Here is a 17,140-nt window from a genome sequence, read left to right as displayed (position 1 = left end):
ATAACTCTCTGTACTTTGACAAATAAAGAGGGCGAGCGGCGATCTGCATGAGCTTGAAACGCCCCGCGGATGGGAGTACCGTCTGCGCCTTAGAAGGGCACCTCTGATGTAATGGTGTGTAGGGCGAAGGCCTGAAACCTGTACGACGGAGAGGCTAGAAAGCGAATCCAGTAGTGTGTGCCCGGCCCGACAGCCCAGCCTGCTACGCCAACCCAATTCTGGCGCCGTTTGCCCACATGCCAAAAACCAGTGCCACGCTGCTGATAATCGATGATGACGAAGTGGTGCGAGCCAGCCTCGCTGCCTACTTGGAAGACAGTGGTTTCAGCGTCCTGCAGGCCAGTAACGGCCAACAGGGTCTCCAGGTGTTCGAGCAAGACAAGCCCGACCTGGTCATCTGCGATCTACGCATGCCGCAGATGGGCGGACTCGAACTCATTCGTCAGGTTACCGAGATTTCCTCGCAGACACCGGTCATCGTGGTCTCGGGTGCGGGCGTGATGAACGACGCGGTCGAGGCCTTGCGCCTGGGCGCGGCGGATTACCTGATCAAGCCCCTCGAAGACCTGGCTGTGCTCGAACATTCCGTGCGCCGGGCCCTGGACCGTTCGCGCCTGTTGGTGGAAAACCAGCGCTACCGCGAGAAACTGGAAACCGCCAACCGTGAGCTGGAAGCCAGCCTGAACCTGCTGCAGGAGGACCAGAACGCCGGGCGGCAGGTGCAGATGAACATGTTGCCGGTCAGTCCCTGGGCCGTGGACGACTTCCGTTTCGCCCATCAAATCATCCCGTCGTTATACCTGTCGGGCGATTTCGTGGATTATTTCCGCGTCGATGAGCGACGAGTGGCGTTCTACCTGGCGGATGTCTCCGGCCATGGCGCCTCGTCGGCGTTCGTGACGGTGCTGTTGAAGTTCATGACCACGCGCCTGCTGTTCGAGTCCAAGCGCAATGGCACGCTGCCGGAGTTCAAGCCGTCGGAGGTCCTGGGGCATATCAACCGGGGCCTGATCAGCTGTAAGCTGGGTAAACATGTCACCATGGTCGGTGGAGTCATCGACGAGGAAACGGGTTTGTTGACTTATAGCATCGGCGGCCATCTGCCGTTGCCTGTGTTGTACACCCCCGACAGTGTTCGTTATCTGGAAGGGCGTGGTTTGCCGGTAGGCCTGTTCAACGAGGCGACCTACGAGGATCACGTACTGGAGTTGCCACCTGTATTCAGCTTGACGCTGATGTCTGATGGCATTCTGGACCTTTTGTCTGAGCCTACACTCAAAGAGAAAGAAGCAGCCTTGCCCGAGCGGGTAAGTGCTGCGGGCGGCAGCCTGGAAGGTCTGCGGCAAGTGTTTGGATTAGCTACGCTAGGGGAGATGCCGGATGATATCGCCCTGTTAGTGTTGAGCAGGAACCTTTGATGAGTACCGGTAGAATCCAGTTCGCCGAGCAGGACGGCACATTTGTCCTGAAGTTCGTCGGTGAAGTGCGCCTGACCCTGTGTTCGGCGCTGGATGCGACTATTGAGCGGATCTTCACTGCATTGAACTTCAATGCCATCGTGATCGACCTGACCGAAACCCGCAGTATCGACAGCACCACCCTCGGCCTGCTGGCGAAATTGTCGATCCTGTCGCGGCAAAAGGTCGGCCTGCTGCCGACCGTCGTCACCACCCACAGCGACATTACCCGCCTGCTGCAGTCGATGGGCTTCGATCAGGTGTTCAACATCGTCGGCGACCCAATACCATGCCCCGAGTGCCTGGACGATCTGCCAGATCAGGACCAATCCGAGGAAGAGGTGCGGATCAAGGTGCTCGAAGCCCACAAGATCCTGATGGGGCTGAACGAGTCCAATCGTGAAGCTTTCCATGATCTGGTGAATGCGCTGGAGCGACCTGGAGGCTGACGATCCTCAATCGTCAATGTTGGAGTGCTGGCCTTTTCGCGGGCAGGCCCGCTCCAACAAAAAGCAAAAGGGGCGAATCCCTCAGGATTCGCCCCTTTTGCATACCGCCGGATCAGCTCAAAGCTTGGCTTGCAGCAACGCCTCCAGCTTCTCCTGGTCCCGGGCAAACTGGCGGATGCCTTCAGCCAGTTTCTCGGTCGCCATGGCGTCTTCGTTGGACAGCCAACGGAACTGCGCTTCGTTGAGGCTCAAGCGCGCTTCGCCGGTTTGTCCTGGCGCCAGTTTGCGCTCCAGCTTGCCCTCGTCGGCGGCCAGCTTCTCCAGCAATTCCGGGCTGACGGTCAAGCGATCGCAACCGGCCAGCTGCTCGATCTGGTTGAGGTTGCGGAAGCTGGCGCCCATGACCACGGTCTTGTAGTCATTGGCTTTGTAGTAGTTGTAGATGCGGGTTACCGACTGCACGCCAGGGTCATCGGCGCCGGTGTAGTCGTTGCCATTGGCCTTCTTGTACCAGTCGTAGATGCGACCCACGAACGGCGAAATCAGGAACACCCCGGCATCGGCGCAGGCAGCGGCCTGGGCGAAGGAAAACAGCAGGGTCAGGTTGCACTGGATGCCTTCCCGCTCCAGCTGTTCGGCCGCGCGGATGCCTTCCCAGGTGGAGGCGATCTTGATCAGCACGCGATCACGGCCAACGCCGGCCTTTTCATACAGATCGACCAACCGATGGGCGCGTTTCAACATGGCATCGGTATCGAACGACAGGCGTGCATCCACCTCAGTGGAAATACGTCCAGGAATCACTTTCAGGATCTCTTTGCCAACCGCCACGCCAAAACGATCGCTGGCCAGGCCGACATCACCCTTGCAGTCCGCCACACAGGCGTTCAATAGCTCGGCATAACCGTGCATCGCCGAAGCCTTGAGCAGAAGGGAAGGGTTGGTGGTGGCGTCCACGGGCTTGATACGTGCAATAGCTTCGAAATCGCCGGTATCGGCCACGACGGTAGTGAATTGCTTGAGTTGTTCCAGCTTGGAAGTCATGAGCGTGCTCTGTCCTATGGGTCTGTTGACATTACCCGAGGGCCGGCAGCCACTCAAGGGCATGAAGGAGTATCGAAAGCCCCGGTGGCAACAACCTGAAAACGGCTGTTTGAAAGGGCGGGGCAAGTACCGGTAGATACGATGCCAAAACCGTCTGCAGGTTCAACACGATCGCCTGACGGTCATGCTTGTTGTGTGTTCTGGAACAGGCTGGCGATGCTTTTTGGCAGCCGCGTCGTCGAGATCAGGATCAATCGCTGACCCGCTCTTGTCATTGCCATATAGAGTTTGCGTGAGTTCTGTTCGCGCTCCTGGGCAGACAGCAAGCCCGCCTGGGCCGTCTCTTTAATCAGCTTCTCCAGGCCCAACAGCAACACCACGCTGGCTTCAAGCCCGGTAGCGGTGTCCAGGGTGGAAACTCGCAGATTATCTGCGTCCACATGGACAGACTCCATACTGTTGAGATCCCAGACTTTACGCGGGCCGAATCGATCGCTCAGCGCTTTGAACAGCAGCTTCTTATTGGTATCCCGGCCATACAGAACAAGCATGTTCGAAAGATTGATCTGCTCAGTTTGCAAGTAGTCCGTTATTTCGTTACAGGCCTGTATAACTGCATCCTGGGGTGTGTCTGATTGGATCAACAACGGGGCGATGCCTTCGTCCATGCCATTGAAGTCTGGCTGCAGATAGTCGTCCGGGTCGGTTTGGGTAAATTCGGCCAGAACAAGACCTGCTGCCCGCAATATGGCCTGGGTAGTTCGGTAGGAATGATGAAGCTTTTTGGTTTTACCCGCCACATCCAGGCCTACACGCTTCCAACTGAGGCGGCTTTTCAAAAAGCCCTGGTTGGGATCGGCACATAAAAACAGGCTGCCCTCGGAGTCGAGCAAGGTGCTTTTGACCAGTTGGAACCAGGTCGGCGCGAAGAATTGAGCTTCGTCTATGAGGATGTGCTGATATTTATCGAGTTTGTCGAGCTTCGTCAGACACAAATCCCGAGACAATGAACTCCATAGGCGAGAGCCTTGCTTGCGCAGCGCATCCGTAACCTGCGTGTAGAGCGCCCACACCTGGACCCGTTCTTCCTTGCGCAAGGCAAACCCTTGACCGGCGCGTTCGGCATCCAGATAACCTTGCTCGTCGCAAATCAGCGACTCATTGATGAAATCGAACTCGTCCAGCAGTTGCTCATCTGCGGATCTCAAGTTCGGAAAAGATGTTCGATAATGGGTAATTTGGCCGATAACTGTTTTAGGGAATGCCATCTCTGGTTGCGCTTCGAAATGGTTTACCCATTGCTGCCGTATCCAGGCCAAGGCGGTCATGATGGTCAGGTTGCGTGGCAAACCCTCCGGGCTCGCCTTTTTCAAGCGGTGTTTGAGGTCTTTGACCACCGGCACGTTGTGGATCAGCATCAGTATCTTCTGATCTGGAAATTTCTTCGCCAGGATCAACGCCCGGTTAGCGGCAATCAGCGTCTTGCCGCTTCCCGCAACGCCGTTGACCAGCCGCACCGAGAAATCATTCAAGGTCTGCGTTTGCTCCTCAGGCAGTTCCAGATCCAACTTACTGGCCCATTCTTGTTGATTGTCGAGGAAATAACGTGTGGTCTTCGCTGAGTTATCTCGCAAGCGATGCCGGCGAGTTGTGCAGATCCCGGCTATTTCGGCTTCAGGAAAGTAATGTCCCATGAGCGTATCGCTGGCTTCGTGGCTCAGCGAGCCGAATAACTTGACCAGTTGTTCATGCCCACACTCAAGAAAGGTGCTTTTGGACATGAGCCGCGGGAGACCAGGCCTTGAGTATTGTTCCCATAGGCGCTTGGTCTGTTCGGGCGTGCAGTTCCACATGATGATCAGTTTGCCGATTCGCTGCCCGGTCGGCATCTCGTTGGGCTCAGTCGCTTCGAGGCGCGAAACCAGCTCTGCAAAAGACTGCTGTCCGGTAGTAGTGAACAGTTGATCGGGGTCCAGTGCTTCAAAGGAGATTTCACACAACACAATGGCCAGCCATTGATGTTGCGCGTGCTGGAGGAAGAGGTCGGGTGCCCAGGCTTCTCGAGCGAGGCACTGGCGTACAACGTGGTTATCGTCCAGTTTGCGCAACGTACGTTTTACGTGAACATAGGCGCCAGTGCTGCGCTGCCATTCAGGGATAAAAAGAGTCATAGGGGTAGTACCACCTTGCGGCATCGACTAATCAGATCCAAATACTCATCGGCCCACCGCTGCGTGATGCTGTTACTGCATTCAATTCCCTGAGCCAGCTCGGGCCCGATAATGATCAGTTTGGTCATGGCCCGGGTGATGGACACATTCAGGCGCTCAGGCTGGAAGAAAAACTCTGCGACAGCACCCAGGAATGCCTCGTCGCCGGTGGCCAATGACACGATGATTAGTTCGCGTTCCTGCCCCTGCATGCGTTCAACGGTATCGGCGACAATGGTACGGGCGAGTTCGCGTCCGAAATGACCAGTCAACAACGTTCGAATCGCCCGGCCCTGAGCCCGGTAAGGTGTGACGATGCCAATATCCGACAGCTCGACGCCCATGGCATGGGCGGTTTTGCAGAGTTCAAGTACCTGCTGGGCGTCCCGATAATTGCGGGTTTTTGCCGTTCTGTCTGTGGTGGGAATAAATACGGCGCTTGCGTCTGGATCAAATATGCGATCCATCGGAGAAGCGATATCGCCACAGTTGAAGCGTCGCTCTTTATTAGGGCCTGCTGCACGTAACTTGCCTTTGTAGTAACTGTGGCTCGGCCATTCGGTCAGCCACTGGTTCATCCGATAGGTCTCTTCCAGCATGACCGTATGGTCGGCTGTCTGCGAAGTGAGGCGGCCGAAGATCGACATCGATTCGCCCGAGAGGATCGACTGGGACAACAGCACCGGTGGCAGTTGTTTCTGGTCTCCAATGAAGATAAACCGTCTGCCTTTGCGCATGGCCATCAGCGCGAGGGGAAGGGTGATTTGACTGGCTTCGTCAAAGATCACGGTATCGAATTTGAAATGTTCGAGCTGACTGTAAGTGGCGAACGGTGTTGCGCCGATCACATAGCCGCTTCCGTCCACGGGAAGCTTTTCCCAGTCGGCGGGTGTTCTTGCCCAATCAACGTTTTTGCTTACATCCTCAGGACGGCCGCCAATCTTTACTGTCGGTATCTTGCGCTCGGCAATCTTTGCCAGGGCATTGTTGATGGCCATGTGCGTATGAGAGGTGACGAATACCCGCTCCTGACGCTCGACCAGTAGTTGGGCAATCAGAGCGAGCGCCCGTGTCTTGCCTGTGCCCGGCGGGCCTTGAATGCAAGCAATTTGCTCGGTGGCAAACGCCATGGCAACCGCCCGGACTTGAAGCTCGTTACACTTGTTTTTGATGGCGAAATCTTCGGCGTAATCCAGATCCGAGTCGTTGAAGGTGATGACTGGCGCATCGCCGAGCAGCGGGATAATCAGATTGTCGGTATCGATTGAATCGGCGATATCTTCCAGGGCCTTCTCGTAGCGAGGCGTCAGGTCCAGCGCGTCCATATCGGCATAGCAAGGTCCGTCCTGGTAGGTATCCCATACCGTATTAGCCCGTTTCTCGCTCAGTAACCATCGACCCTCTTCTTCGCGCTCAAAGGTCATCCGGGCGCATAACAACCCGGTAGACGGATCACCCAGGTGCAAGCGCAGCATATCCCCTTCACGAAAGCGTGATTCGCTCTTATCCAGGTAAGCCCAAAGACAGGTGGATTTGTCGGCTTGTTCAAGACGCGTGAAGCCTTGGGTCAAACCTTTTCCAAGCTTCTCATGTAACGGGCGCTGCCAGGTTTGCAAGAGTTGCTGAAGGTTCGCATCGCGCTCGGCATGGACAAATTCAAAAAGCTTTTCAATAAGCGGATGCTGCCCTTGCATGGTGATATTCGTCCTTGAACGGTGATGGCACAATAGTTTTACATACTGTCGAAGCCAGGCGCGAGCAAATGGATCCAATATCTTGCGGCAAGCGTTGAGCCGGGTGATTGATGCAACTGCAACTCAGGGAATTTTCGGGACGATTTTCCTCAGATGCTCGTATTAACGGCCTTCCAGCAACTGCCCCGCCTGATCCAGCAACGCCAGCGGATCCTTGGTCTTATGGATATCCACCGACAGCAGCTGCCGGAAGCGCCGTGCGCCCGGAAAACCGGTGCCCAGACCCAGTACATGGCGGGTGATGTGATGCATCGCCCCCCCGCAGGACAAGTGATTGGCGATATAGGGCCGCAACTGCGCCAACGCCTCGGCGCGGCTGATGATCGGCGCGGTGCTGCCGAACAGCTGGCTGTCCACCTCAGCCAGCAAATAAGGGTTGTGATACGCCTCGCGCCCCAGCATCACACCGTCGAAGGTCTGCAAATGCTCATGACACGCCTCCAGCGTTTTGATGCCGCCATTGAGCACAATCTCCAACTCTGGAAAGTCCGCCTTCAGTCGCGCCACCACGTCGTACCGCAAAGGCGGGATGTCGCGGTTCTCCTTCGGTGAAAGCCCCTCCAGAATCGCGATCCGGGCATGCACCGTAAAGCTCGTGCAGCCGGCGTCGCGCACCGTTGCCACGAACTCGCACAACTGCTCATAGCTGTCACGCCCATTGATCCCGATCCGATGCTTGACCGTCACCGGAATCGACACCGCATCGCGCATCGCCTTCACGCAATCGGCCACCAACCCCGGATGTCCCATCAGGCACGCGCCGATCATGTTGTTCTGCACCCGGTCGCTGGGGCAGCCGACGTTGAGGTTCACTTCGTCATAGCCGTGGTCCTGGGCCATGCGTGCGCAGGCCGCCAGATCGGCGGGGACACTGCCACCCAACTGAAGCGCTAACGGGTGCTCGGATTCATGGTGACGCAGAAAACGCTCGTGATCGCCGTTAAGCAGCGCACCGGTGGTAACCATTTCGGTGTAGAGCAGGGCGTTTTTGGACAGGATGCGTAGGAAGAAGCGACAGTGGGCGTCGGTCCAATCCATCATCGGGGCCACACTGAAGCGGCGAGATAGTTCAGAACGGGATGGACTAATGTTCACGGGCTTTACTGGGTTTACGGACGGGAAGACAGTTTATCAGGAAAGCCAGCCCTTCGACCGTGAGCTGGCATGGAGCAGACACCGGGGACGGCCTCAGTAATGGGCACCAGGGGGGGCGCTGCTGCACCGCATGGATGGACGAAACTGTTGGAGAACTCGAATATGAAAGTTAAAGGTCTATTTGCTGCTGCCCTTGCGGTCTACCTCAGTCAGCCCACCCGATTCTCGCAACGTCGTATGGACGCGCACTTACCGAGCAAGAAAAGAAAAACTGATTCAAGTGTATCAGCTGACGATGTCGCAGTTGCTCGAACGAGTCAGCCTCGCAGGTCGTAAGTGGTGGCCAGCCGACAGAGGAAACGGGCATCGGCCCTTATCCCAAAGTCTATGATATGAAGGCACTGGACTTCGTAACCCGCAAAGCTGTCTTGAAGTAGTACGGTCGCTCGGCTGATGACGGTGCTGACATCGACGAGGTGATGACCGTGGTTTCCGGTGGGCCGTCACTATGAAGGACGGGGCGCTCGCCCGCTTCCGAGTCGAGCGACTGAACCTGAGGCTTGGCCTCTCGGAGGGCCAACGCTCCAAAGGAGGGTGGGACTATGCTTCCGTTTGAAATAAAGCATTTGGATCATATCGTCTTGCGTGTCCAGGACATGCAAGCGAGCCTGAACTTTTATATCCAAATGTTGGGGTGCCAGATTAAAAAGCGTCGGGACGACCTCGGCATGATCCATCTGGGCGCTGGCGCATCGATGATTGATTTGGTAGATGCACGAGGCGTGCTGGGCCTTCAAGGTGGCGGTCTTGCAGACCCCCAACACCGGAACGTTGATCACTTCTGTCTGCGAATTGCCCCGTTCGATGAAGACCGCATTCTCGGTTTCTTGCATGCGGCTGGAATCAAGGCTGATAAGGCGGTCACTCGATACGGCGCTGAGGGTAATGGACCATCAATTTATTGCTTCGACCCCGATGGCAATCAGGTCGAGCTAAAAGGCCCACCCCTCCCAGGCTGATTTTTGGCCATTGAGGCATGCATGCCTGGACTGAATGGCCTCAACAAAGCATTTGCGTAGCCATTTTAGGGCTGGGTCCTCTTCCTTTATTCCTGCCTCATAGATATCTGGGTTACGGTTTCGGCGTTAACTTCTATGAGACTTAATGCGCCATCGTGAAAGGAGCAACCGGTGTCTGTATATACGACGTTGCCCAGACGGGTAACGTTCGATACCGTTGAATGCCCTACGTATAGCTGGTTAATCCCCCTGATCGGATCATGATTTTGCTGCTCGATTCTCCCACGGGCATACAAGGCTGTTTTCAAAGCCTGTCGGCGACGGTCATCTCCAAAGTGTCCGGATAGAGCGTCTTTGGCCGTTTGCCAGTTGTCATCGGCAGCTTCGGCGTGCACAAGGCCAATTTTCCTTCCGTCCAATAAATCGACTTCAATAATCAGCGGAAGCGCTTGGAGAATTTTGGATAGTTCATATTGGACCGCAGTTGTCTGCTGATAGAGCCAAGCGCCACCATTTCGGGTATGCCTGGCGATGTCTCCGTTTCCCGACACGCAGTCAATGAGCATCTGTTCATGATTGCCGCGTACGGCGTAAAACCAAGGTTGGGAGAGCCAACTGATCGCCTCCAGAGAGTCAGGGCCACGATCAATCAGGTCGCCGACTGAGAAAATTCGGTCCAGTTCAACGTCGAACTTTGAATGCTCCAAAAGCGATCTTAGAAGTTTGAAGTGTCCGTGAATGTCACCCACCACGAAGTCCCGACCTTTTTTGTTGGGTGAGAATGCTCTTATCGTATTCATGCCGGTGTTCTAACGGGTAAGGTTGAGGGGGGGCGATGCGGCGTAGCGTGCGCCAATCTGGATCCAAAATCATTATTTTTTCAACGAGTCATTCCGGCTCCGCACGCAGGGGGGCCAATGGCTCTGTTCTGCGTTGAGAGAGCTGCTGAAGGGGGGCAGGTGATTGCGATTCATACGATTTCATGACCGATGCACTTTTTGAATACCTTTTCCATCGGCTCGAGCACGCAGTTGTAGGCTGCGATATTTGCAATGAGCCATTCGTCCTTCCCAATGTTCCACCAACTGATTTCAAATCCGGCGTTCATGATCAGGTGTTCAAAGAGGATGCGCTGGCTGCGACCGTTGCCTTCGCGGAAGGGGTGGATAACATTGATATCGGAATAGGCATCGGCGACGGCGACGATCAGATCCGCCCGGTTCATGCCTTCGAACCAATTTGCCGTGGCCATTCTCTTGAATATCTTGCTGGCCTCCTGCTCCATGAAGGCAGGTTGATAGGAGCGCGTGTCCTGCTTGGCCATCCCAACGGTCCGTAACTCCCCGGCCCATTCGTACAAGTCCGCGAACAGCCGTCGATGGATGTTTTGAAGATAAGCGAGATCGTAAGGGGGCGGGTTGAATTCGACATTGTCCGCGGCGATGGCCGTGAGTTGTTGTTCGGCTTCGCTCAGGGTGGTTTCGTCGCGGATCTCGAGTTTGTTGCGCAGGACAGTGGAGCCGGGGTAGCAGTAGGCGTCTTCGCCGACTCCATATTTGTCAGGCATCAGGTGCGGGTTTTGGTGAAGGTCTTCAGGACTTCTTCACGGGTTGGCATCTTGTACTCGCCTTCGGTGAAGGTCACTTTGAAGCCTTCCAGGCGCAGGCTGGCCGCGTAGTTGGACCTGCGGGTTCTGGCCGCGTAGGCCTTCTTGGTTTCAAGGCTGATATCGCCCATGGGGCTGGACCTCAAATCGCATGGATGAGCGGATTATAACCCATCCGGAAGCAGGGCCCAAAAACCCACCAGAGCGCTGAGTTGACCGATGGCGCTTGCATTGCGGAGCGGTGCTCAATACTGTGTTTATATCCAGTATCGAGGTTTCCCCATGCAACTGATCGCCAAGCTCGGCATTCTGGCTGATGCTGCCAAATATGATGCCTCCTGCGCCAGCAGCGGTGCCCCCAAGCGCAGTTCGCGAGGCCGGGCTGGGCTGGGCGCTACGGACGGGATGGGCATTTGTCACAGCTACACGCCCGATGGGCGCTGCGTCTCCTTGCTGAAAGTGCTGCTGACCAATTTCTGCCTGTACGACTGCCAGTATTGCGTCAACCGCCGTTCCAGCAATGTGCCCAGGGCGCGATTTTCGCCAGAGGAGGTGGTGCGTCTGACCCTGGACTTCTACCGGCGCAACTGTATCAGTGGCCTGTTCCTGAGTTCCGGCATCATCCGTTCGGCCGACTACACCATGGAGCAGTTGGTGCGTGTGGCGCGCTTGTTGCGTGAAGAGCACCAGTTTCGAGGTTATATCCATCTCAAGACCATCCCCGACGCCGATCCGCTGTTGATCGAAGAGGCGGGGCGGCTGGCCGATCGCTTGAGCGTGAACATCGAATTGTCGTCCGAGGTGAGTCTCAAGCGCCTGGCGCCTGAAAAGCAATCGAAGACGATCCGGCAGGCCATGGGCATCATCCATTTGGGACATCAGGTCGTAGCCGACGAGCCACGGGCGCCCCGATTTGCCCCGGCCGGGCAGAGTACTCAAGTGATTGTCGGAGCCGATGCCATTGACGACCGCGCCATCCTGAGCGATGCCGAGTCGCTCTACCAGAGCTACGGCTTGCGTCGGGTCTACTATTCGGCGTTCAGCCCGATCCCCGACAGCCCGACGAGTGTGCCTCTGGCCGCACCTCCGTTGCTGCGTGAACATAGGCTTTATCAGGCTGATTTCCTGATGCGCGGTTATGGCTACAAGGCCGGCGAACTGCTGAGGGATGCCGGCAATCTGGACCTGGACATCGACCCCAAGCTGGCCTGGGCGCTGGCCAACCGCGAGGTCTTCCCGCTGGACGTCAATCGTGCCGAGCCAGCCCTGTTGGCGCGAATTCCGGGTATCGGCCTGCGCAGTGTGCAACGATTGGTGGCCCTTCGCCGAGAAAGACGGGTCCGCTATGACGACTTGGTTCAACTGCGTTGCGTACTGGAAAAGGCGCGGCCGTTCATTGTCACCAGCGACTACCGGCCCGCCGAAGCAAGCATGCGCAGCGGCCTGCTGCGAGCGCGTTTGCGTGAGCCGCAGCGACCGGTGCAGATGGGGTTGTGGGCATGATCGCGCTGGATTGCGATGACAATTTCTGCACCTGGCGCGACCAGGCGCGGACGCTGCTCGGCCATGGGATCGATCCCGCTGAAGTAAGCTGGGCACAAGGCTCCATCACCGATCTGCTGGCCGTGCCGACGCCGCTGCCTTCGAGCCCCGGACCGTTGCGCACGCGAGTGCCTGCGGCCTTGTTGAGCCAGCTCGAACAGGCCGGTCGTTACCGGGGCGAGCAACGCTGGAATTTGCTGTACGAAGTGCTTTGGCGTGTCGCCCATGGCGACCGCACGGCCATGCTCGCCGGCGACCGCCTGGGCAGCGAACTGCAAAGGCGGATCAGGCAGGTCAGTCGCGAGGCTCATCACCTGCATGCCTTCGTACGCTTCATACCCTTGCCGCAGGACGTGGCTGAGCAATTGCAGCTGGACCTGGTGTCCTTTCATGAGCCGGCCCATGACATCCTCGAAAGCGCGAGCGGCCATTTTGCCGAGCGACTGGGCAAGCAGCGCTGGCTGATCGCAACGCCACGCGATGGCATCCGCTTCGACGGCCAGACGCTGGACTACCGGCGCCGTTGTCCTGAGCAGTGGCAACAATGGGCGCGCCACGCCGAAGACCCGGGCGCCGAGTTGTGGCGCACCTATTATCGGCACACCTTCAACCCGGCGAGGCTCAATCCCCAGGCGCTGCGCCAGCACATGCCCGGACGCTTCTGGCAGCACCTGCCGGAGGGGGATTTGATTCCTCGGCTGGTGGGCTTGGCGCGGCAGGGAAAGCAGCGGGATGGGCAGGCGTTGGAGGTGGCGGAGAGGGTTGGTAAACGGGTGGTCGTTGGTGGACGGGCAATCAAGCCGCAGACTTATTGAAGACTTTTGACCCTATTTGTTTGTGCGAATATCAAACAAGTTATGTTCCTTCCACGCTGTGTTCACCCACAAACCAACTCCCTAGCATTCCTTCACTCACCTATTCAGAAGGAATTCCCCATGCAACGTTTCACCCGCCGTCTCCTCTGCGCCTGTGTATTTTCCGGGATTATCGCCAGCGCCGGTGCGCTGGCTGAAGTCCACCCCACCCTCCGAGCCATGTCGGGTGCGGCGCCGGTCAGCCAGTTGCCCGCCGGTAAAACCGCGTTACTGGTCATCGATTTTCAGAACGAATACTTCACCGGTAAGATGCCGATTCCTGATGGCGCCGCGGCGCTGGGCAAGGCCCGTGAGCTGATCGAATTCGCCGATGAACACAAAATGCCGGTCTATCACATCCAGCACATCGCGCCCGCAGGTTCGGCGGTGTTTGCCGTGGACGGCGAAACCGTGAAGTTCCACCCGGACATGCAACCCCGAGCCAAGGATGGGGTGTTGCAGAAAACCACTGTCAGCGTCTTTGGCAGCACCGATCTGGACAAGCGTTTGAAGCACGCCGGCATTAGAAACCTGATCATCTCGGGCCTCATGACCCACGCCTGTGTAGCGGGGGCCGCTCGCGATGCGGCGCCTCAGGATTTCAACGTGCTGGTCGCTTCCGATGCATCGGCCACCCGCGCCATTACCCGGGCCAATGGCGATGTCATTGACAAGGATGCCTTGCACAAGGCCGCACTGGCTGAAGTCGAAGACACATTCGGTGATGTCATGACCACCGCTCAGATCCTCCAGCTCCCGGTGCGCTGAAAACCATGAACCAGATGCTCGCCATGCGTGTTTTCCGCTGCATTGTGGAGGCCCAGGGGTTTTCCGCGGCGGCCCAGCGGTTGGACACCACGCATTCCTCGGTGTCGCGCCAGTTGCAGCAATTGGAATCCGCGCTGGGCGTGCGTCTGATCAACCGCAATACCCGGCGCATGAGTCTTACCGCTGCCGGGGAACGGTACTACACCGCATGCGTGGATATCCTGGACCGGGTCGAGGCCGCGTCCCGCGCTGCCATACAGGAGCAGGAGCGTCCTTCAGGACTGCTTCGCATCAGCGCTCCGCTGGTGATCGGCACGCTGGAGCTGGCCCGCTGGTTGCCGGCTTTCCAGCAGCGTTATCCGGACATCCAGGTTGACCTGTCCTGCTCGGACCCGCTTGTAGACCTGGTGGCGGAGGGGGTTGATGTGGCTCTACGGATCTGCGGGCCGTTGGCCGACAGCAGCCTGGTGGCCCGTTTGCTCAGTGTGTCACCGATGGTGTTGGTCGCTGCACCGGCCTATGTGCTCAAACACGGTCTGCCTCGAAAGATCGCTGAACTCAACGAGCATCGGCTCCTGACTTACGCATCGGCCACCCAGTGGACGATGGTCAGTGAGGAAGGAGAGTCGATGGCCTGGGATTGCGCCAGTTCATTCAACACCGACACCATCACGGCCTTGCACGCCTGCGCTTTGGCGGGCGGGGGCATTGCCGCGTTTACCCTGGCGACGGTGCAGGATGACCTGTTGGTGGGAAGACTCGTCCGGATCCTGCCCGACTACACCCTGGGGTCGAGGCATTACTATGCGCTGTATCCTCATGCCCGGAACCTGCCGGCCAAGGTTCGCGTGTTCGTGGACTATATGGCGGAGTATTACCGCGACAAGTCCTGAAGATGGCCTGGCGCACTCAACGAAGCCCCCTCCAACGTCTTCCACAACTTACGCATTGTCGGATTGCGATTGGCTATCGCGCAGTACGAACGTATCTCCAGTCGCGTACTCCATTCCTCGCCCCCAGCCCTGACCAGCAGCCCGCGTGTCAGTTCGTCCATCACAGCGCTTTGCGGCAACCACGCCACGCCGTAGCCCTCGATGGCCATGCGCATCAGCAGCATGGCCATGTCCGCTTCATAGCAGCGTTCCAGCGCGGCCGGGGTCGAGCCGTTCCTGATCACGATGTCGGCGACGCGACCGAGAAACGTCGTAGCGGTGTAGGCCAGGTACGGGACGGGTTTACCGGAGCGGCCGGCCAGGCGGAACAGCGGCTCGCCCTTGGCGTTGGGGGCGCACAAGGGAATGAACGCGTCGTAGCCGAGGGTCAGGCTGCCGAATCGGTCGGCGTCCAGCAGGATAGGCGCGAGCGGATGATGGTAGACCATCATCAGGTCGCAACTGCCTTCTTCCAGGGCAATCACGGCATCGTGGATATTGGCCGCGACCACCCTGGCGTTGAATTGCTCGCTGTGTTGCTGGAACTGGGAGAGCCATTTCGGCAGGAAGGTCATCGACAGGCTGTGGCCCGCGGTGATCTGAATCGAGCGTCCCGGCATCCGCTCAACGTCGCGTAGCGTCGAGCGCACTCTCAGTAATCCTGCCAGCGCGTCCCGACTTTCATTGCAAAAGGTAATGCCCGCCGCCGTGAGCTGGACGGGGTAGGTACCGCGATCCACCAGCTTGACCCCCACCCATTCCTCGAGGGAGCGGATACGCCGTGACAGGGCCGATTGGGTCACGCAACGGACTTCGGCCGCCCGGGAGAAGTTTTTCCATTCGGCGATCGCCAGAAGATCATCCAGCCATTTGAGTTGCATGTCGGATCTCCTGTTGTGAATGCGCCATCTTAGGCCGTAATGGCCTGTTCCATGGCGGTTTTCCCGAAATTATTCCAAAAGTGCATGGCGCTGGACGGATTACTCATCATGCCGCTGCGAGGCGCTCCTTAAAATCATTTCGTAGTACCGACGCTGATCGAGGCCGGTCACTGCACTTGACTCCTGCCAAGTAAAAAAATCCAAGAACTACTTGAGGACTGCACCGTGAAAAAGAACAAGCTCCCGCGTCGTATTGCAATGGGCATCGCTTTGGGCGTGCTCGTGGGTTGGGCGTGTCACCATTTCGCAGGGAGCGAGCAACAGGCCAAGGAGATTGCCGGCTACTTCTCGATGGTCACTGACATCTTCCTGCGCATGATCAAGATGATCATTGCGCCACTGGTGTTTGCGACGCTGGTGGGTGGAATCGCCAGCATGAGCAACTCCCGCTCCGTGGGGCGTATTGGTGCGCGGGCGATGGCGTGGTTCGTGACGGCCTCAGTCGTGTCGCTGTTGATTGGGATGGGGCTGGTGAATCTGTTTCAACCTGGCGCCGGACTGAACCTGGACGTTGCGCAACAGGCAGCGGCGGCGATACCGGTCAACACCGGTGATTTCAGCCTCAAGGCCTTTATCGGCCATGTCTTTCCCCGCAGCATTGCCGAAGCCATGGCCAACAACGAGATCCTGCAGATTGTGGTGTTCTCGTTGTTTTTCGGTTTTGCCCTGGCCGGTGTGAAACGGGCGGGCTACACCCGGATCACGGACGCCGTCGACGAGTTGGCGAAGGTGATGTTCAGGATCACCGACTACGTGATGGCTTTCGCTCCGGTCGGGGTTTTCGCCGCCATAGCCTCCGCTATCACCACCCAGGGGCTCGGCTTGCTGGTCGACTACGGCAAACTGATCGCCGAGTTCTACCTGGGGATCCTGATCCTCTGGGCGCTGTTGTTCGGTGCCGGGTATCTGTTCCTCGGACGTTCGGTCTTGCAACTTGGCAAGCTCATCCGCGAGCCGATCCTCCTGGCGTTTTCGACCGCCAGCAGCGAATCGGCCTATCCGAAAACCATCGAAGCGCTGGAGAAGTTCGGCGCGCCTAAACGGGTGTCCAGTTTCGTACTGCCCCTGGGTTATTCATTCAACCTGGACGGTTCGATGATGTACCAGGCGTTCGCCATTCTGTTCATCGCCCAGGCCTACAACATTGATCTGAGTTTCACCCAGCAAATGCTGATTCTTCTGACGCTCATGATCACCAGTAAAGGCATGGCCGGTGTGGCGCGGGCATCGGTCGTGGTGGTGGCGGCCACGCTGCCGATGTTCCATCTGCCCGAGGCGGGGTTGCTGTTGATCATTGGTATTGATCAGTTCCTGGACATGGCGCGCACGGCCACCAATGTGGTGGGTAACAGTATCGCCACGGCTGTGGTCGCCCAGTCCGAACCTCACGAAGAGCCTATCGAGGAAGCGGGCACCCGGTCTCCCGTGCGGGCTCGATCCGAGCCGGTCCCGGTTGCTTGAGGAGCGCA

At 57.7% G+C, this 17,140-nt stretch carries 16 protein-coding genes; 8 read left to right on the top strand and 8 right to left on the bottom strand.

All coding sequences use genetic code 11. From position 1 onward, the window contains the following. Positions 1-236 precede the first annotated feature (236 nt). Together rssB and rssC are read left to right on the top strand one after the other, a co-directional pair. Complete coding sequence (gene rssB / locus EGM97_RS08060; protein ID WP_238965164.1) at positions 237-1,418, top strand: two-component system response regulator RssB; 1,182 nt, start codon at positions 237-239, stop codon at positions 1,416-1,418. Beyond that, on the top strand, positions 1,418-1,906 hold the full coding sequence (gene rssC, locus EGM97_RS08055; protein WP_238965163.1) for an anti-sigma factor antagonist RssC: 489 nt from the start codon (positions 1,418-1,420) through the stop codon (positions 1,904-1,906). The genes rssB and rssC overlap by 1 nt, the downstream gene beginning before the upstream one ends. 117 nt (positions 1,907-2,023) lie before the next feature. Here rssC and tal read toward each other — a convergent pair whose 3' ends face one another. The 4 genes from tal to dusA form a co-directional block, all read right to left on the bottom strand. Continuing rightward, entirely contained in the window at positions 2,024-2,950 is a 927-nt protein-coding gene (gene tal, locus EGM97_RS08050; protein ID WP_238965162.1) for a transaldolase, read from the bottom strand. Between the two features lie 182 nt (positions 2,951-3,132). After that, entirely contained in the window at positions 3,133-5,121 is a 1,989-nt protein-coding gene (locus EGM97_RS08045; protein WP_238965161.1) for a UvrD-helicase domain-containing protein, read from the bottom strand. Next, positions 5,118-6,854 carry a DEAD/DEAH box helicase gene (locus EGM97_RS08040; RefSeq protein WP_238965160.1) on the bottom strand — a complete coding sequence of 579 codons (1,737 nt, stop codon included), beginning with the start codon at positions 6,852-6,854 and terminating at the stop codon, positions 5,118-5,120. Before EGM97_RS08040 ends, EGM97_RS08045 begins: the two co-directional genes overlap by 4 nt. Before the next feature lie 162 nt (positions 6,855-7,016). Beyond that, positions 7,017-8,009: a tRNA dihydrouridine(20/20a) synthase DusA gene (gene dusA, locus EGM97_RS08035; protein ID WP_343075409.1), complete on the bottom strand. Its 993-nt coding sequence runs from the start codon at positions 8,007-8,009 to the stop codon at positions 7,017-7,019. 602 nt (positions 8,010-8,611) lie between these two features. Here dusA and EGM97_RS08030 point away from each other — a divergent pair. Further along, on the top strand, positions 8,612-9,028 hold the full coding sequence (locus EGM97_RS08030; protein ID WP_238965158.1) for a VOC family protein: 417 nt from the start codon (positions 8,612-8,614) through the stop codon (positions 9,026-9,028). An 86-nt stretch (positions 9,029-9,114) separates the two neighbouring features. Here EGM97_RS08030 and EGM97_RS08025 read toward each other — a convergent pair whose 3' ends face one another. The 3 genes from EGM97_RS08025 to EGM97_RS08015 all read right to left on the bottom strand — a co-directional run bounded on the left by EGM97_RS08025 (position 9,115) and on the right by EGM97_RS08015 (position 10,765). Next, on the bottom strand, positions 9,115-9,828 hold the full coding sequence (locus EGM97_RS08025; protein ID WP_238965157.1) for a metallophosphoesterase: 714 nt from the start codon (positions 9,826-9,828) through the stop codon (positions 9,115-9,117). A 170-nt stretch (positions 9,829-9,998) separates the two neighbouring features. Beyond that, entirely contained in the window at positions 9,999-10,595 is a 597-nt protein-coding gene (locus tag EGM97_RS08020) for a Fic/DOC family protein (RefSeq protein WP_238965156.1), read from the bottom strand. Further along, on the bottom strand, positions 10,595-10,765 hold the full coding sequence (locus EGM97_RS08015) for a YhfG family protein (protein WP_232775307.1): 171 nt from the start codon (positions 10,763-10,765) through the stop codon (positions 10,595-10,597). The genes EGM97_RS08020 and EGM97_RS08015 overlap by 1 nt, the downstream gene beginning before the upstream one ends. A 151-nt stretch (positions 10,766-10,916) precedes the next feature. Here EGM97_RS08015 and EGM97_RS08010 point away from each other — a divergent pair, with 151 nt between their 5' ends. The 4 genes from EGM97_RS08010 (at position 10,917) to EGM97_RS07995 (ending at position 14,691) form a co-directional block, all read left to right on the top strand. Next, entirely contained in the window at positions 10,917-12,137 is a 1,221-nt protein-coding gene (locus EGM97_RS08010) for a putative DNA modification/repair radical SAM protein (protein WP_238965155.1), read from the top strand. Then, the gene (locus EGM97_RS08005) at positions 12,128-12,991 is read left to right on the top strand and encodes a TIGR03915 family putative DNA repair protein (protein WP_238965154.1); all 864 of its coding nucleotides are present in this window, start codon (positions 12,128-12,130) and stop codon (positions 12,989-12,991) included. Before EGM97_RS08010 ends, EGM97_RS08005 begins: the two co-directional genes overlap by 10 nt. A gap of 120 nt (positions 12,992-13,111) precedes the next feature. Continuing rightward, the gene (locus tag EGM97_RS08000) at positions 13,112-13,798 is read left to right on the top strand and encodes a cysteine hydrolase family protein (protein ID WP_238965153.1); all 687 of its coding nucleotides are present in this window, start codon (positions 13,112-13,114) and stop codon (positions 13,796-13,798) included. A gap of 5 nt (positions 13,799-13,803) precedes the next feature. After that, on the top strand, positions 13,804-14,691 hold the full coding sequence (locus EGM97_RS07995) for a LysR family transcriptional regulator (RefSeq protein WP_238965152.1): 888 nt from the start codon (positions 13,804-13,806) through the stop codon (positions 14,689-14,691). Here EGM97_RS07995 and EGM97_RS07990 read toward each other — a convergent pair. Then, complete coding sequence (locus tag EGM97_RS07990; RefSeq protein ID WP_238965151.1) at positions 14,673-15,611, bottom strand: LysR substrate-binding domain-containing protein; 939 nt, start codon at positions 15,609-15,611, stop codon at positions 14,673-14,675. The two genes, EGM97_RS07995 and EGM97_RS07990, sit on opposite strands and share 19 nt — an antisense overlap. Before the next feature lie 225 nt (positions 15,612-15,836). Here EGM97_RS07990 and EGM97_RS07985 point away from each other — a divergent pair, with 225 nt between their 5' ends. Further along, on the top strand, positions 15,837-17,132 hold the full coding sequence (locus tag EGM97_RS07985) for a dicarboxylate/amino acid:cation symporter (protein WP_238965150.1): 1,296 nt from the start codon (positions 15,837-15,839) through the stop codon (positions 17,130-17,132). Positions 17,133-17,140 lie beyond the last annotated feature (8 nt).

It is taken from the genome of Pseudomonas sp. AF32, assembly GCF_022342325.2.
GTDB lineage: Bacteria > Pseudomonadota > Gammaproteobacteria > Pseudomonadales > Pseudomonadaceae > Aquipseudomonas > Aquipseudomonas uvaldensis.
Note: the sequence above shows the minus strand (reverse complement) of the source record. Positions and strands in the feature narration are given on the sequence as shown.